Here is a 26,148-nt window from a genome sequence, read left to right on the forward strand (position 1 = left end):
GGCGAGCGGCATATTTGCCGCTTCCGAACCGCTGCATGGGCGTCGTTCTTGTTTGCTTCAAGCCCTGGGGAGGGATCCTTCATGACAGAAGAAAATAAAGATTTAGTCGGCGTCCGCCACGCCTTGGATGCCTTGGAGAAACGGCTGCAAAAGGTTGCCGTAGAGATGGAGCGATCGCAAATCGCCGATTATGTGCTGCTCCTTAATCGCCCGTACTCGCTCATGTGGCGCAATTTGCTCGGCGGCACTGCGCGGGGCGTCGGAATCGCGATTGGCTTTACGTTCTTTGCGGCAACGATTCTCTATGTGCTGCAGCTGCTTGGCGCACTCAACTTGCCGATCATTGGTGACTATATTGCAGACATTGTCCGCATCGTACAGCATCAGCTGGAAGGGAAGACTTATTAATTTAAGGGGTAGGGGAATTAGTCGTCATCGCTCTATTGCTGTTCGAGCATATGATCGCCTTCCTCATGCTCCATATAATCATAATATTCCCGATTGCGGACAACACTGATATGTTTGCCTGTAATATCCGTTGCCAGGAAGCTTTCGAGCGGCTCCACGTAGCCGTCCGGTTCATCGGCTTCGATGCCGATCTCTTCGTATGAACGAACATTGGCGTTCTCCGACATGGCCGGTGAATCGGAGTTGCCCCAGCTCTCGACGATTTGCCAAGCATCTTCGCCATCGAAGCCGTTGTATCCATCTTCATGCTCATCCATGCTGGAGCGGCCAAAGCCTGGTGCAAGGAATTGTTCCTCCACCGGACGATGCTCCGAAATGTCTTGTCTTGGTGAATGCGCAACACAGTACAGCGAATCAGGCAGTGCTTGCAGCCGTTCGAGCGGTATACTGCTCCCGCATGTAAGGCAGCTGCCATAGCTGCCTTCCTCGATGGCGGTTAATGCAGCTTCAATGCGGCTTAGATGGAGTTCTTCCTGCTCATGAAGCGCAAGGTCTTTGCCGCGCTCATAAGTTTCCGTAGCCGCATCAGCCGGATGGTTGTCATACGATGACAAATCGCCGGATTCATCCTTAAGTGAGGCGGAGAATCCGTAATGCTCGCTGCTTGCTAGCCGCTGTTCAATTGCCGCTTTCTCTACAACAAGGCTGCTGCGTAGATTTCGCAGCTGGGTGTTCGTAAGGTTCGTCATGATAAGTGCCCTCTCTTCACATTGGCATGATGGCATACTTTCTGTCGTTAGTTTCCCAACAAAGCCGGTGTTTTAGAGGCGGGTATTCATGGATGAATTGGCAAGGGCATACGGAATTTGTCCTAGTCTGTATGAGCTCTCCTATGCTACAATGTTGAGGACAAGGGGGCATATGCGATGAAATATTATTACTATTGGCTAGCGGTTGTTGTATTCGTAATTGACTATTTTACCAAACAATGGGTTGAGAAAAGTCTTACGATCGGTGAAACTAAGCATGTGCTCGGCGATTTCTTTATTCTAACTTCCATTCGAAACAAAGGTGCCGCGTTTGGAATTTTGCAAGAGCAGCGTTATCTGTTTATTTTGATTACGCTTGTTGTTGTAGGTGGCATTGTATGGTATATGATGAAGAACCGCGACTCCGGTAAAGCTTTGCTTCTGGGAGGTCTTGGTCTCGTACTTGGCGGCGCACTTGGCAACTTCTTGGAGCGCGCACTGTATGGCGAGGTTGTCGATTTTCTGCAGTTTACGTTTGGCAGCTATGTATTCCCCATCTTTAACATCGCCGATTCCGGTATTTGTATCGGTGTAGGTATGATTTTGCTGGATGCGATTCTGACATCCAAGAGAGAGAACGGAGATTCAAATTCAAATGGACAAAAAGAACCTAATGGACAAGGGCACCAATTTATTCAATGATGAGCCCATGAGTTTTACCGCGGATGATGCGGATGCCGGTGAACGGCTTGATAAATTCGTAACCGAAAGTATTGAAGAAGGCTCTGTTTCCCGTACAATGGTGCAAGACTGGATCAAATCCGGCGCCGTACTGGTGAATGAGCGTCAAGTGAAGGCGAATTACAAGCTAGCCGTGGCCGACGTGGTCACGGTTATTATTCCTGAGCCGGAAGAAGCTGTTATCGAAGCGCAGGACATTCCGCTTGATGTGGTTTACGAAGACAGTGATGTGATCGTGATCAACAAACCGCGCGGCATGGTTGTTCATCCTGCACCGGGGCATTACTCCGGTACGGTAGTGAATGCACTGATGTTCCACTGCAAGGATTTGTCCGGAATCAACGGTGTGCTTCGCCCAGGTATCGTGCACCGCATCGATAAGGATACTTCCGGCCTAATCATGGCTGCGAAGAACGATCTGGCACATGCTTCGCTTGCTGCGCAGCTCAAAGCCCACACGGTGACGCGAAAATATCTTGCCCTCGTGCACGGGACGATGCCGCATGAGCATGGAACCGTTGATGCGCCGATCGGGAGAGATCCTCAGGATCGCAAGGTGTTCATCGTTACGCAGCGCGGCAGTAAGGAAGCCATCACGCATTTCCAAGTGGCGGAGCGTCTGGGTGATTTCACGCTGCTCGAGCTGAAGCTGGAGACGGGTCGGACGCACCAGATCCGCGTGCATATGAAATACATCGGGCACCCGCTTGCAGGCGATCCGATTTACGGACGTAATAAGACGATCGGTCTCAAAGGACAGGCGCTGCACGCGGCCGTTCTTGGATTCGACCATCCGCGCACAGGCGAATATATGGAGTTTTCTGCTCCGATTCCGCCTGACATGGAACATGAGCTGATGATTTTGCGTCAACGCTAGTTGTGGAATAGTACAAACTTTTCACTAATTTCTTTATGTGGTTCAAGGCTTACGTTGCGCTATGATGATAACAAACTGTAAGCAGTGACAATGAAAGGTGAGATGGATCGATGACTCAAATCAATCACAACTATACGCAGCTGCAAGGGAGCTACCTGTTCTCTGAAATCGCTAAGCGCCGTACTACATTTATTCAAAACAACCCAAATGCTCAAATTATCAGCCTCGGAATCGGCGACGTAACACGTGGTCTGCCGGATGCGGTAACGAAAGCGATGCACGCTGCAGTTGATGAGCTGGCTAATCCGGGTTCGTTCCGCGGCTATGGCCCGGAGCAAGGTTATGACTTCCTCATTAACGATATCATCAACAATGACTATAAAGCGCGCGGTATCGACATTGCGACGAATGAAGTATTCGTCAGCGACGGATCCAAGTGTGACGTGGGCAACATTCAAGAGATTTTCAGCCAAGATGCTGTTATCGCGGTTCAAGATCCGGTATACCCTGTATACGTGGACACGAACGTAATGGCTGGCCGTTCCGGCAAGTTCAATAAAGAAACGAACCAATACGAGAACATCGTCTATCTGAAATGCGACGCGTCGAACAACTTCACGCCGAGTCTGCCGGAGCGCAAAGTTGACCTGATCTACTTGTGCTACCCGAACAACCCGACAGGGATGACGCTTTCGAAGGAAGAGCTGAAGCGCTGGGTTGACTTCGCGAAAGCGAACGACTGCATCATCTTGTACGATTCGGCTTACGAGGCATTCATTCAAGAAGCGGATGTTCCGCGCAGCATCTATGAAATCGAAGGCGCGAAAGAAGTAGCGATCGAATTCCGCAGCTTCTCCAAGACTGCCGGCTTCACCGGTGTTCGTTGTGCGTACACAGTTGTTCCGCGCGAGCTGAAAGCGAAAGATGCAGACGGTAACGTACTGCTCGTTAACGATCTCTGGAACCGCCGCCATACAACGAAGTTCAATGGGGTTTCCTACGTGACACAACGCGGTGCTGCAGCAATCTATACGCCGGAAGGCAAAGAGCAAATCGGCGCGATCATCGATTACTACATGACGAATGCGGGCATTATCCGTGAAGGTCTTGCATCGCTTGGTCTGGAAGTGTTCGGCGGCGTAAACGCTCCTTACATCTGGCTTAAAACTCCGAACGGTTTGGACTCATGGGCATTCTTCGATAAGCTTCTGTCGGAAGCGAATATCGTAGGTACACCGGGTGTAGGCTTCGGGCAAAGCGGTCAAGGTTATTTCCGCCTGACAGCGTTTGGCAGCCGCGAGAATACAGAAAAAGCGGTTGAGCGGATTACGAAGCTCAGCTTGTAACAAAGAAACTTGCGCAGGCGTCCTCGGACGATGCGTAAGTTTTTTCTTTATAGAGAAATATACATACTATCGCATATTAATCCGAATACGGAGCAAAAGAACCTTGACAGCTTTTGTCGAACGTGGGATAATTCTTTTGATAAACAATATGTACCTTTAACTCAGTCCAGAGAGGCTGGCAAGGTAACGTGAATCGTTTATTCGCTTCTTATAGCAGGACAACTTCCCACTCGCGCTGTGTGCGCAAGTGGAGCTTGTCTAACGGCTGAGATGCGAAACTAATGAACGTGAAACTCCTTGCGCACCCGCAAGGAGTTTTTTTTGTGGCCAAAGATGAATGGTTTGCATGTACACAACTGAATATGCAGCATTCATCCAACGTTGATTGCATTGACTCAAGGAGGCGGAAGAAGCGCATGGATGAGCAGCATCGGATCATAATGGATGAGACGGCAATACGCCGCGCGCTGACTCGAATCGCCCATGAAATTGTCGAAAAGAACAAAGGAATCGACAATTGTGTACTCGTAGGGATTCGAACGCGCGGCATCTATTTGGCACAACGTATCGCAGAACGCATTCACGAAATTGAAGGCTTCCCGGTAGAAGTGCAAGAGTTAGACATTACCTTGTACCGCGATGACCGCGAAGCTGGAAGCTCGGCTGCTACGCATGGCAATGCGACTTCGGTGAGCGTGAAGAACAAACGAGTCATCCTATTCGATGATGTCCTTTACACAGGCAGAACGATCCGAGCAGCCATGGATGCGCTCATGGACTGCGGCAGACCGCAATCCATCCAACTTGCCGTACTGGTTGATCGCGGCCATCGCGAGCTGCCGATTAGACCGGATTACGTAGGGAAGAACGTACCGACCTCTAAACAGGAGCAAATCGAGGTTTTTCTCCAGGAAGTCGACGAGAACGATCAAGTGACGATTATCCATTAAGGGGGTGGGCTTTCATCATGACAACCGCAACATTAGTCAGGCAGCGAAGCTTGCTGGGACTTAAAGAACTAAGCAAAGAAGAAATCTGCTCCATCTTGGACCGCGCCTCTTACTGGGAGGCAAGTTCGAATAAAGTCGAACAGGTTCAGCAAGGCAAGTTTGTAGCGAATATGTTTTTTGAAAACAGCACGAGAACGAGATTTTCCTTCGAGGTTGCCGAGAAACGACTCGGTACGGAAGTGCTAAACTTCTCCGCCGCGGTTTCGAGCGTACAGAAGGGCGAATCGATTTACGATACGGTGCGCACGCTTGAATCCATGGGTATCGACGCAGGCGTCATCCGGCTTAAGCCAATCGGCGTTCTGGCCGAGCTGGCACAGAAAATTAAAGTGCCATTAATTAATGCAGGCGATGGAAACAACGAGCATCCGACACAGGCACTGCTCGACCTATATACGATGCGTAAGCAGTTCGGCGAGCTCAAAGGGCTGACGGTTTCGATTATCGGAGATATCCAGCATAGCCGAGTAGCACGCTCCAATTTGTACGCTTTGCAGAAATTTGGCGTCAATGTCCGCTTCTGCGCTCCAGAGACGATGAAGGCAGAAGAGCTTGATGCGCCCTATGTTTCCATGGAAGAAGCGCTTCGCTCCGACGTTGTCATGATGCTGCGCGTACAGCTGGAACGCCACGAGAGCGGCATTCTAAGTTCAGCGGAATCCTATCGCGAGCAATTCGGATTGACCGAAGCACGGGCAGCGACATTAGCGCCCCACGCCATCATTATGCACCCGGCACCAATCAATCGCGACGTTGAAATCGATGATGCACTGGTCGAACATCCGCAATCACGCATTTTCCCGCAAATGGCCAATGGCGTACCGATTCGGATGGCGGTCATCGAACGAGCACTAGCATAACTAACTATGGAAGCCGAAAGGAGAAAACGATCATGGCAATATGGATTTTAAACGGACTCGTTTGGGACGAACAGACAGGTGAGACAGCACGAAAGCACGTTCGAATTGAGAATGGACTGATCGCTGCGATTGCCGATGCGGCTTCCGGTGAGCCGGATACTAAAGGCCACGACATTATTGATGCACAGGGAAAGCTAATCTCCGCAGGTTTTATCGACATGCATGTGCATCTGCGCGAGCCGGGCTTTGAATATAAAGAAGATATCGCAAGCGGTACACGCTCCGCGGCAAGAGGCGGCTTCACGACAATCGCCTGTATGCCGAACACGCGTCCCGTAACGGATACGCCCGAGACAGTACGCTACATACTGGATAAGGCTAAGACCGCAGGAATCGTTAATGTGCTGCCTTATGCAGCCATTACGAAGAACGAGCTTGGCCGCGAGCTGACAGACTTCGCATCGCTTAAAGAAGCAGGCGCAATCGGATTTACCGATGACGGCGTTGGCGTACAGAACGCGCAAATGATGAAAGATGCGATGAACCTGGCTGCTTCGATGAACATGCCGGTTATCGCACATTGCGAAGACGATTCGCTCGTAGTTGGAGCAGCAGTAACGGAAGGCAAGTTCGCAGCAGCGAACGGACTTAAAGGAATTCCGAACGAGTCCGAAGCGATCCACGTTGGACGCGATATTTTGCTGGCTGAAGCTACCGGGGTTCACTATCATGTCTGCCACGTGAGCACGGAGCAGTCGGTCCGCCTGATCAGAATGGCTAAACAAATCGGCATTAAAGTAACCGCTGAGGTTTGCCCGCATCATTTGATTCTCTCCGATGAGGATATCCCAAGCATGGATGCCAATTGGAAAATGAATCCGCCGCTGCGCACGCCGCGTGACGTACAAGCGGTTATCGAAGGTCTTGAAGATGGCACGCTGGACATGATCGTAACGGACCACGCGCCGCACAGTGCGGAAGAAAAGGCACGCGGCATGATGCTGGCACCTTTTGGCATCGTCGGTTTCGAAACGGCATTCCCGCTTATGTATACGAAATTCGTCAAAACAGGCAAATGGTCGCTGGGCTTCTTGCTTAAACGGATGACATCAGACCCGGCGCGCGTCTTCGGACTTCGCAGCGGCGTTCTGGAAGCAGGCGCACCTGCTGATCTGACCATCGTCGATATCGAGAATGAGCGTGAGGTTAACCCGGAGAGCTTCGCTTCGAAGGGTAGAAATACACCATTTGGCGGCTGGAAGCTGTCCGGCTGGCCGGTAGTAACAATCGTAGATGGAAATGTGGTTTGGACAGAGCTTCAAGAATAGTAAGCAACTTGATAACTAGGAGTGATACGGATGCAAGCAAGATTGTTGTTAGAAGACGGCACGCTGTTTACAGGACTCGGCTTTGGCGCTGAGGGTCAATCCGCCGGCGAGGTTGTTTTTAATACAGGGATTACAGGCTACCAAGAGGTGCTTTCCGATCCGTCCTACTGCGGACAGATCGTAACGATGACCTATCCATTGATCGGGAACTACGGCATTACACGCGACGATTTTGAAGCGGTACGTCCCTACATTCACGGCTTCGTCGTTCGCCGCCATGAGCCGGTACCAAGCAACTGGAGAGCGGAGTACACGCTTGATCGTTTGCTGAAGGAATACGGCATCATCGGAATCAGCGACATCGATACGCGGATGCTGACTCGTAAGCTGCGTCACTACGGCACAATGAAAGGGATGCTGACAACAGGCAATGAGCGTATTGAAGAGCTTGCTGAGCGTCTATCCCTGACACCGCTGATGCGCGATCAAGTAGCTCGCACTTCGACGAAGAGCATTTTCTCCAGCCCGGGCGAGCGCGAGCGTATCGTACTGGTTGACTACGGCGCGAAGAGCGGTATCCTACGCGAGCTTACGAAGCGCGGCTGTGATGTAGTCGTTGTTCCTCACGACACAACAGCGGAGCAAATCCGTCGCCTGAACCCGGACGGCATTCAACTGTCGAACGGCCCTGGGGATCCGAAGGATGTTCCACACGCTGTCAAAATGATTCAAGAGCTGCTTGGCGAATACCCGATCTTCGGGATCTGCCTTGGCCATCAACTGTTCGCACTTGCTTGCGGCGCCGATACAGCTAAGCTGAAATTCGGTCACCGCGGCGGTAACCACCCGGTTAAAGAACTGGCATCGAGCCGCTGCTACATCACTTCGCAGAACCATGGGTACACGGTTCTTGAAGATTCCGTAGCCGGAACGAAACTGGAAGTGACGCATATCAACAACAATGACAAAACAATCGAAGGCTTGAAGCACAACGAATTCCCTGCCTTCTCGGTTCAATACCATCCGGAGGCTGCACCGGGACCTTACGATTCCAGCTACCTGTTCGATCAATTCCTAGAGATGATTCGTGCACATAAAAGAAACAACCCGCAAAAACCTCGTCAAGCACAATTGGCGGCATCATTGAGAGGAGAGCTGCAATATGCCCAGAAATAATAAGCTGAAAAAAATTCTCGTTATCGGTTCCGGTCCAATCGTCATCGGGCAAGCTGCAGAGTTCGACTATGCAGGCACGCAAGCTTGCCAAGCGCTTAAAGAAGAAGGCTACGAGGTTGTTCTGATCAACAGCAACCCGGCTACAATTATGACGGATACAAACATGGCTGATAAAGTATACATCGAGCCGATTACACTTGAATTCGTCACTCAAATTATCCGTCAAGAACGTCCCGACGGTTTGCTGCCTACACTTGGCGGCCAAACGGGTCTTAACATGGCTGTTGAACTGGCGCGTGCCGGCGTACTGGAACGCGAGAACGTTCAACTGCTTGGTACACAGCTTACAGCAATCGAGAAAGCGGAAGATCGCGATCTATTCCGCGATCTGATGCGCGAGCTGGAGCAGCCGGTACCTGAGAGCGTCATTGTTACAACGGTGCAAGAAGCTGTGGATTTCGCTAACGAGATCGGTTACCCAATCATTGTTCGTCCGGCCTATACGCTGGGCGGAACAGGCGGCGGTATTTGCGCAAGCGAAGAAGAGCTGCTTGAAACGGTAGCATCCGGTATCCGTTACAGTCCAATCGGCCAATGCTTGATCGAGAAATCGATCGCAGGCATGAAAGAAGTCGAGTATGAAGTAATGCGTGATGCGAACGATAACTGTATCGTCGTGTGTAACATGGAGAACTTTGATCCGGTTGGCGTACATACGGGCGATTCCATCGTCGTAGCGCCTAGCCAAACATTATCCGACCGCGAATATCAAATGCTTCGTTCGGCGTCGCTGAAGATCATCCGCGCACTGAGCATCGAAGGCGGCTGTAACGTCCAGTTCGCTCTGGATCCGTTCAGCTACCAATACTATGTTATCGAAGTAAATCCGCGCGTAAGCCGCTCTTCGGCGCTTGCGTCCAAAGCGACCGGTTACCCAATCGCGAAGATGGCTGCCAAGATCGCAATCGGCTACACGCTTGACGAAATCGTCAACCCGGTAACAGGTCAAACTTATGCATGCTTCGAGCCAACACTGGATTATATCGTATCCAAGATCCCGCGCTGGCCGTTCGATAAATTCATTTCGGCAAACCGTAAACTGGGCACGCAAATGAAAGCGACAGGCGAAGTTATGGCGATCGGCCGTACGTTCGAAGAGTCCATTCATAAAGCGGTTCGTTCCCTGGAAATCGGCACGCACCGTATTCACTTGAAGGATGCACACGAGCTGCAGGACGATGTGCTGCGCAATCGCCTGGCAAAGCCGGATGACGAGCGGATGTTCCTCGTAGCGGAAGCATTCCGCCGCGGCTACAAGCTGCAGGACATTCAAGATTTGACCAAAATCGACTGGTGGTTCCTTGATAAAATCGAAAGCATCGTCGCATTCGAAGCTGAGCTTCGCAGTGCAGTTGTGCTGACGAACGAGCAGCTGTACGCTGCGAAACGTAAAGGTTTCTCTGACCGCTCCATCGCAGAGATCCGTCGTGAAGGCAACCAAACGACATTCACGAACGAGCTGGAGCTGCGTCAGCATCGCCTTGCGCAAGGCATCAAACCGGTCTACAAAATGGTTGATACTTGTGCGGCTGAGTTCGAAGCAACGACGCCTTACTACTACTCGACGTATGAAGTTGAGAACGAAGTAACGGAAACGACGAAAGAGAAAGTACTCGTGCTTGGCTCCGGCCCGATCCGGATCGGCCAAGGGATCGAGTTCGATTACTCGACTGTACATGCGGTATGGGCAATCCAAAAAGCAGGCTACGAAGCGGTTATTATCAACAACAACCCGGAAACGGTATCGACGGATTTCAGCACTTCCGATCGACTGTACTTCGAGCCGCTCTTCTACGAGGATGTTATGAACGTCATCGAACAAGAGAATCCGATTGGCGTTATCGTTCAATTCGGTGGTCAAACGGCGATCAACCTTGCAGCTCCACTAACGAAAGCAGGCGTTCGCATCTTGGGCTCCAGCCTGGAGAGCATCGATGCTGCCGAGGATCGCAAGAAATTCGAAGTGCTTCTGAATGAACTGAACATTAAACAACCGAAAGGCAAAACAGTCATTTCCGTGGATGAAGCGGTTGAGACTGCACAAGGCCTAGGTTATCCGGTGCTTGTTCGTCCGTCGTACGTCCTGGGCGGACGTGCTATGGAAATCGTATATTCCGACGAAGAGCTTCTCACTTACATGGTGCAGGCGGTTAAAATCAATCCGGAGCATCCGGTACTGATCGACCGTTACATGCTGGGTAAAGAAGCAGAGGTTGATGCGATCTGCGATGGCGAAACGGTTCTGATCCCGGGGATCATGGAGCATGTTGAGCGCGCAGGGGTTCACTCCGGCGACTCGATCGCCGTGTACCCGCCGCAATCCATTTCGACGGAATTGCAGCAGAAGATGGTCGACATCACGATCAAAATCGCTAAAGGCTTGAACGTTATCGGGTTGGTTAACATCCAATTCGTTATCTTCCAAAACGAAGTATACGTAATCGAAGTAAACCCGCGTTCCTCGCGTACGGTTCCGTTCCTGAGCAAGGTAACGAACATTCCGATGGCGAACCTGGCAACGAAGGCAATCCTCGGCGAGAAGCTCGCGGATCTTGGTTACGAAACAGGTCTATGGCCGGAAGACGACTATGTATCGGTTAAAGTACCGGTCTTCTCCTTTGCGAAGCTGCGCCGCGTTGACCCTACGCTGACGCCGGAAATGAAATCGACCGGCGAAGTTATGGGCCGCGATCAGCAATATGCGAAAGCACTATACAAAGGCTTGGTTGGCGCTGGCATGCGTATCCCGCCAACAGGCTCCATCATTGCAACGGTAGCGGATAAAGATAAACCGGAAGCCATTGAAATTCTACGCGGCTTCTATGAGCTGGGCTATAACATCATCGCAACGGGCGGCACTGCAACATCGCTTGAAGAAGCGGGACTGCGCGTACAAACGGTGAACAAGCTGAGCGAAGGCTCGCCTAACATCTTGGATCTGATCCGCGACGGTCAAGCGCACTTCGTAGTGAACACGCTGACGAAGGGCAAGACACCTGAGCGCGACGGCTTCCGGATTCGCCGTGAAGCGGTTGAGAATGGCGTCGTATGTATGACATCGCTCGACACCGTTCGTGCGCTGCTTAACATGCTGCAAACCATTAACTTCTCCTCGCGTCCAATGCCGGTACTGGCACAGAAATAACCAATAGAATGGCCGTAATTGGCCGCGAAAGCCTGCCTTCAAGCAGGCTTTCGCCATGCCTGTATAGACATCGAAAGGGGCTGCGTGAAGATGAAACTTAGCAGAGAAGAAGCGGCTGGCCGCATAATGGTTGCACTGGATTATCCGGATGCAGCAGCGGCAGAGGCGCTGGTCAACAGTTTGGAAGGTATTCCGTGCTACATGAAGGTTGGCATGCAGCTGTTCTATGCGGCAGGCCCAAGCTTCGTAATCGGATTGAAAGAACGCGGCTATAAAGTGTTCCTGGATTTGAAAATGCACGATATTCCGAACACGGTGAAAGGCGGCGCTAACAGCATTACGAAGCTTGGCGTCGATGTGTTTAATGTGCATGCAGCAGGCGGCGTCGATATGATGAAAGCGGCGATGGAAGGTGTGGAGCAGGCACTTGCGAGTGATCGCACACTGGCTCGCCCTCTCGTCATTGCCGTCACACAGCTGACAAGCACCAGCAAACAAGTTCTTAACGAAGAGATCGGAATCAGCGGTTCCGTTGAAGAAGCTGTCGTCCGTTACGCACAGCTGGCTAAACAAGCCGGACTTGGCGGCGTTGTGGCATCGCCGCAGGAAGTACAAACGATTAAAGCGACTTGCGGAGCGGATTTCCGCACGATTACGCCTGGAATTCGCCCGGCAGGAGCCGATGTGAATGACCAATCCCGCATTATGACGCCTCGTGAGGCGCTTGAGCAAGGAACCGATTATATGGTTATCGGAAGACCCATTACAGCTGCCGCCAATCCGCGGCTTGCACTGGAATCCATCATTGAGGAGCTGATTTAATTGACTACACCTGTATTGGAACAACTACCGCGGGAAATTGCAAAAGGATTACTGCAAATTAACGCCGTTGCACTTCGCCCGAATGAGCCGTTTACGTGGACAAGCGGAATGAAATCCCCGATCTATTGTGATAATCGCCTTACAATGTCTTACCCGGAAATTCGCGAATTGATTGCGGAAGGATTTGCAACGGTCATTCGCGAGCAATTCCCGGATTGCGAAGCGGTTGCCGGTATCGCAACAGGCGGCATCCCCCATGCGGCATGGGTTGCGCAGAAGTTGAATCTGCCAATGCTCTATGTGCGTGACAAAGCGAAGGGCCATGGCAAAACCAATCAAATCGAAGGTCACTTCAAACCGGGGCAAAAGGTAGTTCTGATCGAGGATTTGATCTCCACAGGCGGCAGCTCACTGAAGGCTGCAGTAGCCGTTCGCGAAGCCGGCTGCGAAGTACAAGGCGTTGTCGCCATCTTCACCTATCAGTTCCCGAATGCGATCGCAGCATTCGCTGAAGAAGGTATCCCGTTAGCGACATTGTCGAACTACTCAGCGCTGATTGAGGTTGCTGCTGAGCAAGGGATTGTAAAGCAAAGCGATATCGCGCTGCTGCAATCGTGGCGTGAGAATCCGCAAGCATTTGGCGTGTAATCAGTTGGCAATTGTAGTCCGGAGCAGATGCTCCGGATTATTTTTTTTTTATTAACTATTGCTCCGAAATGTTTCATCCGTCTCTTAATCGGGTTATATTTAGCTTACGCACTTCATAGACTAGCTTATACCAAATAAGAGATTGCGAGGAAGCCAATGATGAATACCATGTATGAGAGGCTGCTCAGATCAACTGAGGATTTGCTTTATCGTGTGCGCATTTACGATCGAAACTTGACCAGAAGCGAGGAAATCACGCAACTGGACGAAGCTTACGGGTTGATGAGCACGGCTCTGCTTCGTTCCCAAGGCAGTGATGATCATAGTATGGAATGTTTTGCCTCACGACTGCAGCAAGTTAGACTGCGCCTAATCACGATGATGGAGGATCTCCTTCATCCCGCATAAATCGTAGCAAGCTTCCGGAAAAATGTCTTGCCAACCTTAGAATCGGCTGGTAATATGTTACATTAAACGGAAGGGTTTCTAGGGATCCGCACATGGCGAACCGAGCGAAACCGGCAATTGACGATATGTCATGCTACACCGTAGGGATAAAAGACCTTCGGCAAGTTCCGCCTTACAGGGATAAGGCGGTGCTCGCAGGAGGTCTTTTTTGCTTTACCGGAGCACCGTATGTAGACAGGGGGAGAATCCAATGACGACAGCGGTACTGCAGACACAAGGGTTAAGCAAAAGTTTTGCCGTGAAACGCAAGGATGCCGGGCTTTCGGGGAGCATTCGCTCGCTCATTCGGCCGCAATGGGAGGAGAAGGTGGCCGTAAGGCAGATCGATCTGACAGTGGCAAGAGGTGAACGGGTTGCTTTTCTGGGGCCGAACGGGGCAGGTAAATCTACGACGATCAAGATGCTGACAGGGATTCTCCACCCTACGTCCGGTGAAGCGCAAGTACTGGGGTTGACGCCATGGCGGGAACGGACGAAGCTCGCTTTTCGAATTGGCGCAGTGTTCGGGCAGAAGTCGCAGCTGTGGTACCATTTGCCTCCGATCGATACCTTTGATTTGATCAGTCGGGTTTACGAGCTTAACCGAAGTGATTACCTGGCAAGGAAGGCAGATTTAATCGAGCGTTTCGAGCTGGGACCTTACTTGAATATTCCGGTTCGTAAGCTCTCGCTAGGAGAGCGGATGCGCTGCGAGATCGCGGTTTCCTTCCTTCATCGGCCGGAGCTGTTGTTTCTGGATGAACCGACGATTGGGCTTGATGTGGTAGTGAAGCAGCGGATTCGTGAGCTGATCCTCGAAGTGAATCGCCAAGAGGGGACGACTGTCTTCCTGACGTCTCATGATGCAGGAGATATGGAAGAGCTCTGCTCGAGGGCGGTTGTTATTCATCATGGGGGGATTTTGCTGGATGCGCCTGTTGATCGGTTGAAGCGGGAAGTGCTGAGCCGCAAAATCATATCGCTAACCTTAGCAGAACCTTACGTTGTCGGAATGCTGCCCGATCTTCAAGGCATGGACATCATCCAATCGGATGGGCGCCGGTTAAAGCTGGCTGTGGACCTGAAACGAGTTGGCATCGAATCGGTCGTCAGCTCGTTAATGGGCAGGTTCAGGCTAGACGACATGACGGTAGAAGACCCGCCGATGGAAGAGATCATTACGCATATCTATGGATCGGGAGGGTAGCGCGATGACCATTCGGAATATGGACCCGCTGTGGGTACGAAGAGGCAAGAAAATAGGGGCCGTTGCCCAAATTACGTTGCGGCAGCAAATGGCCTATAAGACCGATTTTATTATGCGAGCATCGTTTCTGCTGCTTATCTTATTTGTATTTGTACAGCTGTGGAGCGCTGCCTATGACGGAGACAGCACGCGCGTAATTAATGGCTATACGCTCAAACAGATCATTTGGTATTTGGTATTCACCGAGGCGATTACGATGGGAGTGCCTGCGCTATGTACGGCGATTGAGAATGAGGTAAAGAGCGGCGATATTGCGATCCGGCTCATTAGACCCATCTCGTATGTTGGCTACCAGTATGCAACCTACCTATCCGAAGCAGTATTCCGATTCTTCGTCCACTTGGCAGTTGGAAGTCTCATAGCGTGGACGTTCGTTGGACCGCCGAATTTCGGCTTTGGCTGGGCAGGTCTGCTTTCCCTTACGCTCGGGGCGCTCACGATTGCATTTCTGCTGAACATGGCCGTCGCCTTATGCGCTTTCTGGGTGGAGGAGACGCGGGGGATGGAGTTTGTCCTGCATAAGCTGCAATTCACAGTTGGCGGCATGCTGCTTCCGCTTGACCTTATGCCGGAATGGCTGCAGCGCATTTGCGCATGGCTGCCTTTCCAAGCGATGTTGTATTTTCCGGCGAGAACGGCTGTGAACTATGGGTCGGCCTCCTTGGTGCAGCAAATTGCCATTCAGGCAGCTTGGATTACGGTGCTGACCGGCTTCACGCTTATGTTGTACCGGAGAGGAGTGGCAAAGCTGCATGTCAATGGCGGATAAAAGCGAGAAGGAAAATAAAAAGCAGACACCGCTAGGGACGATCCGGTTTCTGCTGACCTGCTGGAAAGTCAACTTAGCCTCCACAATGGAATATCGCTTGAGCTTCTTTCTGCTCGCGGGGATGATGTTTATCAACAATTTCATGTGGCTGTTCTTCTGGAGTCTGTTCTTTGACCGGTTCCAGGTTGTGAACGGGTGGAATCTATCGGATGTGATGATGCTGTGGGCCGTCGGGGCAGGCGGCTTCGGCTGGGCAAACATGCTCTTCGGCAATTTCCATCGCATAGCAACGGTGGTTTCAGGCGGTCAGCTCGATGTGTATTTGTCACAGCCGAAGCCCGTGCTGCTTCATGTATTGGCTAGCCGGATGTCCCTGACAGCCGCAGGCGATTTTCTCTTCGGGCTGGCCGTGTACGCGTGGGTCGGCAACCACACCTTGCTTGGAGCGGTGCAGTTCGGTTTGGGGCTACTGATTAGCGGCCTGATCTTTATGGGCGTCATGATTATAGCCGGCAGCTGCGCATTTTTCTTCGGCAATTCCGAAGGAATTGCAGGTCAAGTATTTAACAGCTTTGTAGCGCTCTCGACGTATCCTTCCGGGATCTTCCGTGGCGCAGCGAAGCTGCTTTTGTTCACGATTGTTCCTGCAGGATTCATCAGCTATCTGCCGATCGGCTTGATGCGCGATTTCGATCCGATTTTCTTCTGGCAGGCGATAGCGATGACGATCGGCCTATTGGCAGCAGGTACGGTGTTATTTCGTATCGGCCTTAGACGGTATACTTCCGGGAATGCCATTGCTATGCGAGGTTAGCTCATCATTCAATCGTATCGTTCTCTGGACCGAGATCATTTCCCTCCACAGGCGGTTCTTGCTTTTATTTTCCAATGATAAAGTAAGGGGAGAAGTCAGCGCGAAGGAAGGGGAATGATGGCTGGTGACCAAGCATGAGGCAGGCGAGACGGTGCTTACCGTCGAGGATCTGCGCAAGTCATTCGGAGGTACGGTTGCGGTGGACGGAATTAGTTTTGCGGTGAAGAAAGGCGAGGTTTTCACCATTATCGGACCCAATGGGGCAGGTAAAACGACGACGCTTGAAATGATCGAAGGGCTGCAGGAGCCTGATCGCGGATCGGTGACCGTGCTGGGCATGAATTGGGCGTCCAACAAGTCTCGTATCAAAATGGAAATCGGCGTGCAGCCTCAGACCAGTGCGTTATTCGATCTGCTGACGGTGGAGGAGAACCTCGAAACCTTCGCTTCCTTCTACAACAGACGGCGGCCGACAGACGAAATATTAGGCTATATCAACTTGGCTGACCATCGCAATAAGCGGGTGAAGGCACTCTCCGGCGGTCAGAAGCAGCGGCTGGCGATTGGGCTTGCGATGATTAGCGATCCGGAGCTGATCTTCCTGGATGAACCGACGACAGGGCTTGATCCGCAAGCCAGGCGCAACATTTGGGACATCGTACTGAAGCTCAAAGCGATTGGCAAAACCACGATTCTTACGACGCATTACATGGAGGAAGCCGATAAACTAAGCGATCGCGTATGCATCGTGGATCAAGGCCGAATCGTTGCGCTCGATACGCCGAAAGCATTAATCGGACGGCTGACGAAGGAGCGGGAGATTCATCTTACATTTATCGGCGGAGAAGAGCACGCATCGCTGGCGGAGCATATTGCATTAAGCAATACGGCCGTCACGCGCGTGAAGCGAAGCGGTGATCATCTGGTCGTTTGGTCGCTGCAGCCGGAGGAGACGCTGTATCAATTGTTCGGTTTTACCTCGCAGCAAGGCATCGGGGTCGAGCAGGTATCCATTCGTGAAATGAGCTTGGAGGACGTCTTCATAGCGTTCACCGGCAAAGAATGGAGGGACTGAGCCCATGAATCGAAACGGATGGAATCAATTCAAGAAGCTGTTTGGCGCACAGTTCAAAATGACATTCCGCGATAAGAACGTGTGGTTTTGGTCGATATTCTATCCTGTTCTTCTGCTGGTGATCTTCATCATGATATTCGGCGGCAGTTCGGGCAGCAGCTTCTCGGCGAAGCTTGCACTCGTTGAACCTACCTCCAATACTCTAGCTGATGATTTGCGCAGCGGGTTAAAGCAGATTGACGTATTCGAGTATAAATCGGAAACACCGGTAAGCCGAGAGATGGCGGAGGATTGGCTGAAGGATCGTGATGTGGACGCCGTTATTGTGCTGCCGCAGTCGGCGGATGCCTCCTCGCTTGAGCTGCTGCTGAATAAGGAGAAGCAGAACTCTCCTTCTTCACAGGCGATACAAAGTATTCTAAACAATATCGTGCTGCAGATGAATAGTGCCGCTTCCGGTGTTGCCCCTGCATTTACGCTGAAGACGGACTTCGTATCCGCAGGCAGTGAAGAACTCAAATATACCGACTTCCTGCTCACCGGATTAATTGCACTCGCCATCTCACAGGCCGGCTTGTTCGGAATGGTATCTATGGTGGAAATGCGGCGAAACGGTTTGCTCAAGAGACTGATTCTGACTCCGGCGAGTATGGGATTGTTCGGCATGGGCGGCATTGCGGTAAAGTTTATTCTCAGTGCGATGCAGATTGTCCTTCTGACGCTGATCGGGGTTGTCGCATTTGGTGCGCATATCAATATGAATGTACCCGCATTCTTGATCGTCTTCCTTGTTGGCACGCTGTCTTTTGCAGGGATCGGATTTATGCTCGCAGGATTTAGCAAGACGATGGAAAGTTATTTTGGGATGGCGAATTTAACCAGTTTCATCATGATGTTCATCAGCGGCGTTTTCTTCGACATCAATGTACTGCCCAGCTATATTAAGCCGCTCGCGAACGTCATGCCGCTGACTTATTTCGCAAACGGGATACGCGACAGCATGGTGTATGATATCAGCGTGATGCATGCCGCATTCTGGGTGAATATCGCCATTATGCTGGCGTGGGGGCTTGTTTCGGTCATCATCGGGTCGAAATTTTACAATTGGAAGCAGCCATAATGTGTTAGTCTTAAGAGAGAGCTTCTGCGCCTTTAAGCGGATCATGTCCGTTTATGCGGCTCAGAAGCTTTTTTAGCAAATATTTAACGAAATTGGTAGCTGCGCGCGTAACTTTTTAATCGCTTGCTCCGTCTAATCGTTATTGAGATTAAAGTTTTTTAATAGGAAGGGGGGTCTCTGCAGCCGCGATGGGATGGTGGAGAAGCAAACAAGCAACAGAGGAAGCTGTGGAATCCGACGCAACAAGGGAAACTGATGCTCCGTACATACCAACAATCGAGACCAAACCGCTTCTCACCGTAGAGTCGGTTGAACGTACATTCCAGGTAGGTGGACAGCCGCTCCATGTGTTGAAAGGGATAGCAATGGAACTTCGGCCCAGGCAGCTCGTTATGCTCCGCGGACGTTCCGGATCCGGCAAAACAACGCTGCTCAATATGATCGGCGGGCTCGATCAACCTACGAAGGGTCATATTTTCTTTCAAGATATGCCCTTCCATAGCATGAATGATGATGAACGTACGAAAGTACGGCGCAAGCACATCGGGTTTATTTTTCAGGCCTATGCGTTAATGCCGCTCTTATCTGCTTATGAGAATGTGGAGCTGTCGCTCCGTATGGCAGGGATTCCGTCTCAAGAATGGAAGAAACGCGTGGAACATTGCTTGGATCTTGTCGGATTGGCCAAAAGGATGCATCACCGTCCGTTCGAGTTATCCGGGGGGGAACAGCAGCGTGTTGCGATCGCGAAAGCTATCGCACATCGTCCGAGTATGCTTCTTGCCGATGAGCCGACAGCCGAGCTTGATTCACAAATGGCCGCACAAATAATGTCGGTATTCCAGACGATCATTCGCACCGAACAAGTAACAATTTGTATGACAACGCACGATCCCACGATTCTGGAGGTTGCCGATCATGTTTACGAAATGGTTGACGGGAAGTTCATTTAAGACTGCAGCAGTTGTAGTTCTTGGAGCTTCTCTTGTTTTCACGAGCGGATGCTCATTGCTGCCAAACGAAGATAACGAAGAAGCATTGCCTGCTATTGCGCCGCCGCAAATTTCGAAGAAGCCGGAGTACGAGGTGACGACCGCCACACTCGAAACGAAGAAGACGGGCATCGGGAAGCTGATTTCGCTTCAGGAAGAGACGCTGTATTTTACACTTGACGGCAAACGATTGAAGGAACTTCATATCAAAGTCGGCCAGAAAGTAACTGCTGGCCAAGTGATTGGTTCCCTCGATGTGGACGATATGAAGAAACAATTGCGCTCCGATAAGCTGCAATTCTCGCGCGACGAGCTTCAAATGAAGGAAACCTTGCGCAAGAAGGATGAGATGGATCCGGTAGAGTTCGAGCTTGCCAAAATTACGTTCGAGGAGAAACGCCAGAAGCTGGTAGAGTCGCAGACGGAGATTGACAAAGCGATCCTGAAGGCGCCATTCAGCGGTACCGTAGTTTCGCTTAACGTGATGAAAGGCGACTTGATCAAAGCATATGATCCGGTATGTATTATCGCGGATACGGGGCAGTTGACCGCAGCAGCGAAAATGACGGCCGATGAGCTGCAAGGCATCTCGGTCGGTATGCCGGTTGTTGTTGATATCAACAGTGCCGGACAGGTCAAGGGCAAGATTGCTCAGCTTCCGATTCAGAAGGATGATGGAGGCAATGGCAACGGCAACGGTGAAGGCGGCGGACAAGGCGGCAATAAACCGGAACGGCCGGAGGACTTCCTGACCGTGAAGCTTGATAAGATGCCTGCAGGCGTCACACGCGGAACGCCGCTGTCGATCTCGATTATTATGAACCGCAAAGAGAATGCGATTGTCATTCCGCCATCCGCATTACGTTCAATCGGGTCTCGCACATACGTGCAAGTCATCGATGAGAATGGCAAACGCGAGGTGGATGTTGAAGTAGGGCAGCAAACCGCAACGCAAGTTGAAATCCTCAAAGGATTGACACCGGGGCAGAAAGTCGTAGGTCGATAAGCTATGGGGATACCGCTATTTCGCTTTCTGCTTCGCAAAATGTGGAACACGCGATGGATGACGCTCAGCTCGCTGGCCGGCTTGATCATTGCCGTCGCCTTTGCGACCAGTATCCCGATGTACGCGGATGGAGCGCTGAAGCGGGTTGTCGCACAATCGCTTAAGGATGAGAGCAGCGGGCTGCCGGCGGGATCGCTTCTGATGCGTTACCAGGAAACGGCCGGCAAGACGGATCTGAATGCATTGACCGAAGTGTCCCGTTATATCCGCGAGGATGTACCGAAAGAAGTTGGTTTTCCATTCGGCACCTATGTACAAAGTCTGGCCATTCGAAATGCAGAGCTGACGCCTGAGGATCCGACAACCGTCGATGCGAGCCGTGTTCGTCAGATGGGACTTACGTCGATGAGCGGTCTCGATAAGAAAACCGAGCTGACGCAAGGCCGCTGGTTTACGGACGCTGTCGGTGACGACGACACGATTGAAGCGGTCATGCTGGAAGAAGCCATGTACCGCAGCGACGTCCATATCGGCGATGTGTTTGAATACCCGATCTATAGCGGATTGAATCTGACGCTTCGCGTGAAGATCGTCGGAGCGTTTAAGCCGCTGAGCGATACGGACCCGTATTGGTACCAAGGGCTTGAGGGTTTGATGAGCACGCTGCAAATCGGCGAGAATGCCTTTCAGAAAGGGCTGATGAAGGATCGGAAAATTCCGGTTCATACGGCCAATTGGTATTATGCATTCGATTTGAAAGATATCAAGACAAGCGAATTATCGCCGCTCAATCAAACGCTTGAACGGTTGAACATCGAGCTGTACCAGCGTTTGAAGGATACGAGAGTAGAGATCTCATTTGCGAAGCTGTTAAGCGAGTTCCGCAAGTCGAGTCTCCAGCTTCAGCTCTTGCTGTTTACGCTTGCTGCTCCGATGCTGGCGATGGTGTTCTACTTTATCGCGATGAACGCAAGGCAATCGCTCGACAAGCAGCGCAGTGACATCGCGGTGTTACGCAGCCGGGGAGCGGGAACGAGGCAAATCATCGGTATATATACGCTCGAAGGCGTGCTGCTGGGAATAATCTCACTTATCATAGGGCCGTTAATCGGTTGGTTTATGGCGAAGAGCATAGGCTCGGCAAATGGGTTCTTGGAATTCGTGAATCGGAAATCGATCCCGATTGGCTTCGGGACAGAGTCGATCATTGCGGGCATCGGCTCCGTGGTGCTTGCTCTTCTAGCGACCATAATTCCTGCGGTTATTTATGCCAGGGCATCGATTGTGGACTACAAGAAACAGATTGCGCGTTCGGATCGCAAACCGTTCTGGCAGAGATGGTATGTCGACGTGCTGATGCTTGGCGTCGCGGCATACGGATGGTACTTATTCAATGAACGTCAGTTGATCTCGTTTAAGAGTAAAATGACGACGGATCAGTTGAACGTGCAGCCATTTCTGTTCTTTGTTCCGGCGCTTGCCATCTTCGCAATGGGATTGTTCTTCCTTCGTGTCTTCCCGTGGCTGCTGAAGCTGTTTAATTGGATCGGCCGGAAGGTGCTTCCGGTGCCGCTCTACTTGACGCTGACTCAGCTGTCGAGATCGTCGAAGGGGTATTATCCGCTTATGATTTTGCTCATCTTGACGTTAGGGTTAGGGGTTTACAATGCTTCTGCTGCTCGAACGATCGATCTGAATTCCACCGAGCGGACGCTCTACAAATTCGGAACCGACGTAGTCATGCAGACGGTATGGGAAGGAACTGCCGAGGTGATTGACACCGGAGGCGGAGATGCCGGCGGTGGCGGACAAGGCGGCAACGGCGGCGGCGAAGGTGGTGCCGGCGGCGGCAACGGCGGTGGAGGCACTGGAGGAGGCGGTAACGGCGGCGGCGCTACGGTTCCGACTCGTATCAATTATTCGGAGCCGCCATTCGAAGTGTTCCGCAAGCTGGATGGGGTAGAAGCGGCGGCGCGCGTGCTGCAGACGAAAGCCAATATCGTGGTTTCGGGACGTTCAGCCGGACAAGGAACCGTGATGGGCATCGACAATGTCGATTTCTCCAAAGTGGCATGGTTCCGCAACGATCTGTATCCGTCGCATCCGTTTCTCTACTTGAAGTATTTAGGGCTCTATGAACAAGCTGCTATTATTCCGTCAAACGTGGCGGAGAAGTATCAGTTGAAGGTGGGGGATACGATTTCTGCGGGGTTGCAGGAAGGGATGATTGATTTCGTCGTCGTCGGTATCGTACCGTACTGGCCGAGTCAATATCCGGATTCATCACCGTTCATTATCGCGAATCTCGATTATATTTATGATCAAGTGCCGATCATTCCTTACGATGTGTGGCTCAAAATGAAGCCGGGCGCGCTTACCACTCCAATCATGAAGCAGCTGCAGGAAGAAGGCATCGAGCTTGCGAATGTACAGGACGTACGCATCGAGCTAGCCGTGCAATCGAAGCACCCGACCCGCGGAGGTGTATTCGGGATTCTCAGTCTGGGCTTCCTCGTTTCCATTATCGTGTCGCTGACGGGTTATATTCTGTTCTGGTTCTTTAATCTATCAGGCCGGATTGTACAGTTTGGTGTTCTACGCGCGATGGGACTCTCCAGGAAGCAGTTAACCGGCATGCTGCTCCTCGAGCAGGTGTTTACAGCAGGACTGTCCATCGGACTTGGCATCTTAATCGGCAAAATCGCGAGTTTACTATTCTTGCCGTTCCTGCAGACGACCGATAATGTCGCGAACTCTGTACCGCCGTTTAGGGTCGTGTTTGACTCCAAGGATACGACGCAGCTCTACATCGTAGTCGCATGTATGATGCTGATGGGTGCAGCGCTTCTGCTCATCCATATCCGCAGATTACGCGTACATCAAGCCGTTAAGATGGGAGAGGAGCGTTAAGACCTCATGATTACTTGCGAGGGACTCGTTAAAATTTACAAATCAGATGATCTTGAGGTCGTTGCACTGCAAGGGCTCAACCTTCACGTCCGTGAAGGAGAAATGATGGCCATTATCGGTAACAGTGGCAGCGGGAAATCGACGCTGCTCAATATACTGGGCGGTCTTGACCGCCCTTCCGCCGGCCAAGTAAGCGTAGGGCCGTGGGATTTGCTCAAGATTACCGATGAGCAGCTGGTCTCCTATAAACGCGATACCGTCGGTTTTATCTGGCAGAGCAACGCGCGAAATCTTCTTCCGTATTTGACAGCGCTTGAGAACGTGGAAATGCCGATGATGTTATCTTCCAAACTAGATCGGGCCTATGCGAAGCAGCTGTTGGAGTGGGTGGGGCTGAAGGAACGCATGCACAACAAGCTGCACCAGCTCTCAGGCGGTGAGCAGCAGCGGGTTGCGATCGCAATTTCGCTGTCAAACCGACCGAAGCTGCTGCTTGCCGACGAGCCGACAGGCTCCGTCGATACGCGCACTTCGGATCTCATCATGGATATCTTCCGCAGGCTTAACCGCGAAATCGGCATTACGATCGTTATCGTTACGCATGATTTATCGTTAGCCGGTAAGGTCGATCGCGTCGTGGCTATTCGGGATGGACTAACCAGTACCGAATTCATTAAACGAAATCCGAATCTGGACGATAAAGATCATGCAGGCGATCATTCGACACTTGGAGGCGATCATGCCATCCATGAAGAATATGTCGTCGTAGACCGGGTAGGCAGGCTTCAAATTCCGAAATCGTATTTAACAGCCTTACAAATTACAGATAAAGCATCAATGGAATTTGACGGTGAACGGATCATTATTTCACCGCCTAAATCACTGGAGGGGTAGAACGAATGGAGAAGAGAGTTAGACGTTCACGGGGAAAACTAATCATGAGGACTTCGGCTCTGGCGGTTACAGCGGGACTGCTGGCATCAAGTCTTGCAGCTTGCAGCAAGGGGGATAGCGGCAACGAGGCAGAGCGCCACGTGCTTAGAATCGGCTTTATGTATTCCAATTCCGATAATGAACCTTATCTGCGTCAACAATTTACGGACGGTTATGAATTGACTCATCCGAATATCGATATTGAAATCGCTGCGGCTATCAATTACGACGATCAGCGTTTCGAAGAGCCTGATCCGAACAAGAAGCAGCCAGACCCGTACGAGAAGCTGAAAGAGATGATCAACGGCAAAAATCCGGTTGACGTCGTTGTTCTGGAATCCTCTTATTTGAAGCGTCTTGTAGATGACAATCTGCTTAAACAGCTGGATCCGCTAATTCAAGAGAGCGAATTCGATATCGAGGATTTCGTTCCGACGGTTATTGACGGCATCAAGGATGCAGGAGGCGGCAGTCTCTATGCGCTGACGCCAACCTTCAATGCTTCGGCTCTGTACTATAATAAGAAACTCTTTACAGATGCCGGTGTTGCACCACCGACAGACGGTATGTCCTGGACAGATATCTTTACGAAAGCGAAACAAGTCGCAAAGGGCGAAGGCGCGGAGCGGAAATTTGGCTTCTCGTTCAATCGTTGGAGCGGAGACCCGTTCTGGGATTCCCAAACCTACGCGGCACCTCTGCAGCTTAAGATGTTTGACAATAAAGCGGAGAAGATGACGGTAGATACGCCGCAATGGCGCAAAGTGTGGAATGAAGTAGCCGGACTGTATCAAGAGAAAATCGTTCCGACCCAAGAAGATATGAACAACGGCGGCGGAGGCGGCATTGCCAGAGACGAGAAAGCAGCCTTTAACCCGTTCCAAGGCGATCTCTTCATCAGCGGTCGTATCGCCATGATGATTGGCGGCTATGATTATGTAAATGAGCTGTCCAGAGCGAAGGATTATTCCGCTAAGAACCCTAAAATTCCATCTCCGGATTGGGATGTTGTGACAATCCCTACTTTCGAGGAAGCTCCGGGTATTGGCGGTAATATCTACTTGAACAACCTGATGGCAATCAGCGCCAATGCACAGAACAGCGACGATGCTTGGGATTTCATCCAGTTCAACAACAGCAAGGAATGGGCGAAGCTGAAATCCCGCAGCACGTATGAGATGGTAGCGCGCAAATCGTTCCTGAAGCCGAAAGACGGCATGAACTATAACATCGCGGCATTCTACTCCCTGAAGCCGGTACCGCCGCAGGATACGACGCTTGAGAAGCTCTACCGCGATATGCCGAACCTTTATCAGGTTCAACAATTTGCACAGCCGCTCTTCCAGGAAGTCATTCAGAAGAAGAAGTCCGTCGAAGACGCGCTTAAGGAATGGCAAACCAAAGGGGATGCCATGCTGCAGAAGATCAAGGAAAATCCGAATGGTCCGCTTGAACCGGTTGAAGGCGGAGGCGGCGTAGGAATTAATGTTTACGGTGGCAAAGGGTAAGGAATAACGAAGAACCGCATCGGCGCATTTTGCGTCTGTGCGGTTTTTTTGCTTACGCCGGAGTCGTTAGCTGGGGATGCTTTATTTTTCCGCAAATGGGGCATCCTAAGCGAAACGGCGAAGAAGGGAGTAAGTGA

23 protein-coding genes are annotated in these 26,148 nt (G+C 51.4%); 22 read left to right on the forward strand and 1 reads right to left on the reverse strand.

What is annotated here, in order from left to right; genetic code table 11:
- Window positions 1-81: 81 nt before the first annotated feature.
- Window positions 82-408 carry a DUF5665 domain-containing protein gene (locus AC50Y3_RS10865; protein WP_494818784.1) on the forward strand — a complete coding sequence of 109 codons (327 nt, stop codon included), beginning with the start codon at window positions 82-84 and terminating at the stop codon, window positions 406-408.
- A gap of 32 nt (window positions 409-440) precedes the next feature.
- Here the strand turns inward: AC50Y3_RS10865 and AC50Y3_RS10870 are convergent, their stop codons facing one another.
- Window positions 441-1,157 carry a TraR/DksA C4-type zinc finger protein gene (locus AC50Y3_RS10870; RefSeq protein WP_494818785.1) on the reverse strand — a complete coding sequence of 239 codons (717 nt, stop codon included), beginning with the start codon at window positions 1,155-1,157 and terminating at the stop codon, window positions 441-443.
- 177 nt (window positions 1,158-1,334) lie between these two features.
- Here AC50Y3_RS10870 and lspA point away from each other — a divergent pair, with 177 nt between their 5' ends.
- From lspA to AC50Y3_RS10975, 21 genes are all read left to right on the forward strand, one after another.
- Window positions 1,335-1,859: a signal peptidase II gene (lspA, locus tag AC50Y3_RS10875; RefSeq protein WP_494818786.1), complete on the forward strand. Its 525-nt coding sequence runs from the start codon at window positions 1,335-1,337 to the stop codon at window positions 1,857-1,859.
- A complete protein-coding gene (locus tag AC50Y3_RS10880) occupies window positions 1,831-2,775 on the forward strand; it encodes an RluA family pseudouridine synthase (RefSeq protein WP_494819224.1) in 945 nt (314 codons plus the stop codon). Before lspA ends, AC50Y3_RS10880 begins: the two co-directional genes overlap by 29 nt.
- A 110-nt stretch (window positions 2,776-2,885) precedes the next feature.
- A complete protein-coding gene (locus AC50Y3_RS10885) occupies window positions 2,886-4,121 on the forward strand; it encodes an LL-diaminopimelate aminotransferase (RefSeq protein WP_494818787.1) in 1,236 nt (411 codons plus the stop codon).
- 416 nt (window positions 4,122-4,537) lie between these two features.
- Window positions 4,538-5,071, forward strand: coding sequence for a bifunctional pyr operon transcriptional regulator/uracil phosphoribosyltransferase PyrR (gene pyrR, locus AC50Y3_RS10890; protein ID WP_494818788.1), 534 nt, complete (start codon window positions 4,538-4,540; stop codon window positions 5,069-5,071).
- Window positions 5,072-5,085: 14 nt separating this feature from the next.
- Window positions 5,086-5,991 carry an aspartate carbamoyltransferase catalytic subunit gene (locus AC50Y3_RS10895; RefSeq protein ID WP_494819225.1) on the forward strand — a complete coding sequence of 302 codons (906 nt, stop codon included), beginning with the start codon at window positions 5,086-5,088 and terminating at the stop codon, window positions 5,989-5,991.
- A gap of 32 nt (window positions 5,992-6,023) precedes the next feature.
- Window positions 6,024-7,319 (forward strand): dihydroorotase, encoded by a 1,296-nt coding sequence (gene pyrC / locus AC50Y3_RS10900; RefSeq protein ID WP_494818789.1) that lies wholly within the window; start codon window positions 6,024-6,026, stop codon window positions 7,317-7,319.
- A 30-nt stretch (window positions 7,320-7,349) separates the two neighbouring features.
- Complete coding sequence (carA, locus tag AC50Y3_RS10905) at window positions 7,350-8,495, forward strand: glutamine-hydrolyzing carbamoyl-phosphate synthase small subunit (protein WP_494818790.1); 1,146 nt, start codon at window positions 7,350-7,352, stop codon at window positions 8,493-8,495.
- A complete protein-coding gene (carB, locus tag AC50Y3_RS10910) occupies window positions 8,482-11,700 on the forward strand; it encodes a carbamoyl-phosphate synthase large subunit (RefSeq protein WP_494818791.1) in 3,219 nt (1,072 codons plus the stop codon). The genes carA and carB overlap by 14 nt, the downstream gene beginning before the upstream one ends.
- Window positions 11,701-11,790: 90 nt before the next feature.
- Entirely contained in the window at window positions 11,791-12,522 is a 732-nt protein-coding gene (gene pyrF, locus AC50Y3_RS10915; protein ID WP_494818792.1) for an orotidine-5'-phosphate decarboxylase, read from the forward strand.
- A complete protein-coding gene (gene pyrE, locus AC50Y3_RS10920; RefSeq protein WP_494818793.1) occupies window positions 12,523-13,170 on the forward strand; it encodes an orotate phosphoribosyltransferase in 648 nt (215 codons plus the stop codon).
- A gap of 156 nt (window positions 13,171-13,326) precedes the next feature.
- Window positions 13,327-13,578: a hypothetical protein gene (locus AC50Y3_RS10925; protein WP_494818794.1), complete on the forward strand. Its 252-nt coding sequence runs from the start codon at window positions 13,327-13,329 to the stop codon at window positions 13,576-13,578.
- 250 nt (window positions 13,579-13,828) lie between these two features.
- Window positions 13,829-14,824, forward strand: coding sequence for an ABC transporter ATP-binding protein (locus tag AC50Y3_RS10930; protein ID WP_494818795.1), 996 nt, complete (start codon window positions 13,829-13,831; stop codon window positions 14,822-14,824).
- A 4-nt stretch (window positions 14,825-14,828) separates the two neighbouring features.
- Window positions 14,829-15,653 carry an ABC transporter permease gene (locus AC50Y3_RS10935; protein WP_494818796.1) on the forward strand — a complete coding sequence of 275 codons (825 nt, stop codon included), beginning with the start codon at window positions 14,829-14,831 and terminating at the stop codon, window positions 15,651-15,653.
- Complete coding sequence (locus AC50Y3_RS10940; protein WP_494818797.1) at window positions 15,637-16,467, forward strand: ABC transporter permease; 831 nt, start codon at window positions 15,637-15,639, stop codon at window positions 16,465-16,467. The genes AC50Y3_RS10935 and AC50Y3_RS10940 overlap by 17 nt, the downstream gene beginning before the upstream one ends.
- A 124-nt stretch (window positions 16,468-16,591) precedes the next feature.
- Window positions 16,592-17,542 (forward strand): ABC transporter ATP-binding protein, encoded by a 951-nt coding sequence (locus AC50Y3_RS10945; RefSeq protein WP_494818798.1) that lies wholly within the window; start codon window positions 16,592-16,594, stop codon window positions 17,540-17,542.
- Between the two features lie 4 nt (window positions 17,543-17,546).
- The gene (locus AC50Y3_RS10950; protein WP_494818799.1) at window positions 17,547-18,662 is read left to right on the forward strand and encodes an ABC transporter permease; all 1,116 of its coding nucleotides are present in this window, start codon (window positions 17,547-17,549) and stop codon (window positions 18,660-18,662) included.
- Between the two features lie 188 nt (window positions 18,663-18,850).
- Window positions 18,851-19,615: an ABC transporter ATP-binding protein gene (locus AC50Y3_RS10955; RefSeq protein WP_494818800.1), complete on the forward strand. Its 765-nt coding sequence runs from the start codon at window positions 18,851-18,853 to the stop codon at window positions 19,613-19,615.
- Window positions 19,581-20,660: an efflux RND transporter periplasmic adaptor subunit gene (locus tag AC50Y3_RS10960; RefSeq protein WP_494818801.1), complete on the forward strand. Its 1,080-nt coding sequence runs from the start codon at window positions 19,581-19,583 to the stop codon at window positions 20,658-20,660. The genes AC50Y3_RS10955 and AC50Y3_RS10960 overlap by 35 nt, the downstream gene beginning before the upstream one ends.
- Window positions 20,661-20,663: 3 nt before the next feature.
- Window positions 20,664-23,570: an ABC transporter permease gene (locus AC50Y3_RS10965; protein WP_494818802.1), complete on the forward strand. Its 2,907-nt coding sequence runs from the start codon at window positions 20,664-20,666 to the stop codon at window positions 23,568-23,570.
- A 6-nt stretch (window positions 23,571-23,576) separates the two neighbouring features.
- Window positions 23,577-24,464 carry an ABC transporter ATP-binding protein gene (locus AC50Y3_RS10970; RefSeq protein WP_494818803.1) on the forward strand — a complete coding sequence of 296 codons (888 nt, stop codon included), beginning with the start codon at window positions 23,577-23,579 and terminating at the stop codon, window positions 24,462-24,464.
- A 44-nt stretch (window positions 24,465-24,508) separates the two neighbouring features.
- Window positions 24,509-26,011: an ABC transporter substrate-binding protein gene (locus tag AC50Y3_RS10975; RefSeq protein WP_494818804.1), complete on the forward strand. Its 1,503-nt coding sequence runs from the start codon at window positions 24,509-24,511 to the stop codon at window positions 26,009-26,011.
- The last annotated feature ends 137 nt before the right edge of the window (window positions 26,012-26,148 follow it).

The organism is Paenibacillus sp. J22R98 (genome assembly GCF_059383835.1).

What these genes read in the sequence shown, in the direction of transcription:
- AC50Y3_RS10955 (WP_494818800.1), top strand. Translation starts at nt 18,851, where the DNA reads ATGGGATGGTGGAGAAGCAAACAAGCAACAGAGGAAGCTGTGGAATCC.
- AC50Y3_RS10865 (WP_494818784.1), top strand. Translation starts at nt 82, where the DNA reads ATGACAGAAGAAAATAAAGATTTAGTCGGCGTCCGCCACGCCTTGGAT.
- AC50Y3_RS10925 (WP_494818794.1), top strand. Translation starts at nt 13,327, where the DNA reads ATGATGAATACCATGTATGAGAGGCTGCTCAGATCAACTGAGGATTTG.
- AC50Y3_RS10930 (WP_494818795.1), top strand. Translation starts at nt 13,829, where the DNA reads ATGACGACAGCGGTACTGCAGACACAAGGGTTAAGCAAAAGTTTTGCC.
- lspA (WP_494818786.1), top strand. Translation starts at nt 1,335, where the DNA reads ATGAAATATTATTACTATTGGCTAGCGGTTGTTGTATTCGTAATTGAC.
- AC50Y3_RS10970 (WP_494818803.1), top strand. Translation starts at nt 23,577, where the DNA reads ATGATTACTTGCGAGGGACTCGTTAAAATTTACAAATCAGATGATCTT.
- AC50Y3_RS10885 (WP_494818787.1), top strand. Translation starts at nt 2,886, where the DNA reads ATGACTCAAATCAATCACAACTATACGCAGCTGCAAGGGAGCTACCTG.
- AC50Y3_RS10950 (WP_494818799.1), top strand. Translation starts at nt 17,547, where the DNA reads ATGAATCGAAACGGATGGAATCAATTCAAGAAGCTGTTTGGCGCACAG.
- AC50Y3_RS10960 (WP_494818801.1), top strand. Translation starts at nt 19,581, where the DNA reads ATGTTTACGAAATGGTTGACGGGAAGTTCATTTAAGACTGCAGCAGTT.
- pyrF (WP_494818792.1), top strand. Translation starts at nt 11,791, where the DNA reads ATGAAACTTAGCAGAGAAGAAGCGGCTGGCCGCATAATGGTTGCACTG.
- pyrR (WP_494818788.1), top strand. Translation starts at nt 4,538, where the DNA reads ATGGATGAGCAGCATCGGATCATAATGGATGAGACGGCAATACGCCGC.
- AC50Y3_RS10940 (WP_494818797.1), top strand. Translation starts at nt 15,637, where the DNA reads ATGTCAATGGCGGATAAAAGCGAGAAGGAAAATAAAAAGCAGACACCG.
- AC50Y3_RS10870 (WP_494818785.1), bottom strand. Translation starts at nt 1,157, where the DNA reads ATGACGAACCTTACGAACACCCAGCTGCGAAATCTACGCAGCAGCCTT.
- AC50Y3_RS10965 (WP_494818802.1), top strand. Translation starts at nt 20,664, where the DNA reads ATGGGGATACCGCTATTTCGCTTTCTGCTTCGCAAAATGTGGAACACG.
- AC50Y3_RS10975 (WP_494818804.1), top strand. Translation starts at nt 24,509, where the DNA reads ATGAGGACTTCGGCTCTGGCGGTTACAGCGGGACTGCTGGCATCAAGT.
- carA (WP_494818790.1), top strand. Translation starts at nt 7,350, where the DNA reads ATGCAAGCAAGATTGTTGTTAGAAGACGGCACGCTGTTTACAGGACTC.
- pyrC (WP_494818789.1), top strand. Translation starts at nt 6,024, where the DNA reads ATGGCAATATGGATTTTAAACGGACTCGTTTGGGACGAACAGACAGGT.
- carB (WP_494818791.1), top strand. Translation starts at nt 8,482, where the DNA reads ATGCCCAGAAATAATAAGCTGAAAAAAATTCTCGTTATCGGTTCCGGT.
- AC50Y3_RS10935 (WP_494818796.1), top strand. Translation starts at nt 14,829, where the DNA reads ATGACCATTCGGAATATGGACCCGCTGTGGGTACGAAGAGGCAAGAAA.
- AC50Y3_RS10880 (WP_494819224.1), top strand. Translation starts at nt 1,831, where the DNA reads ATGGACAAGGGCACCAATTTATTCAATGATGAGCCCATGAGTTTTACC.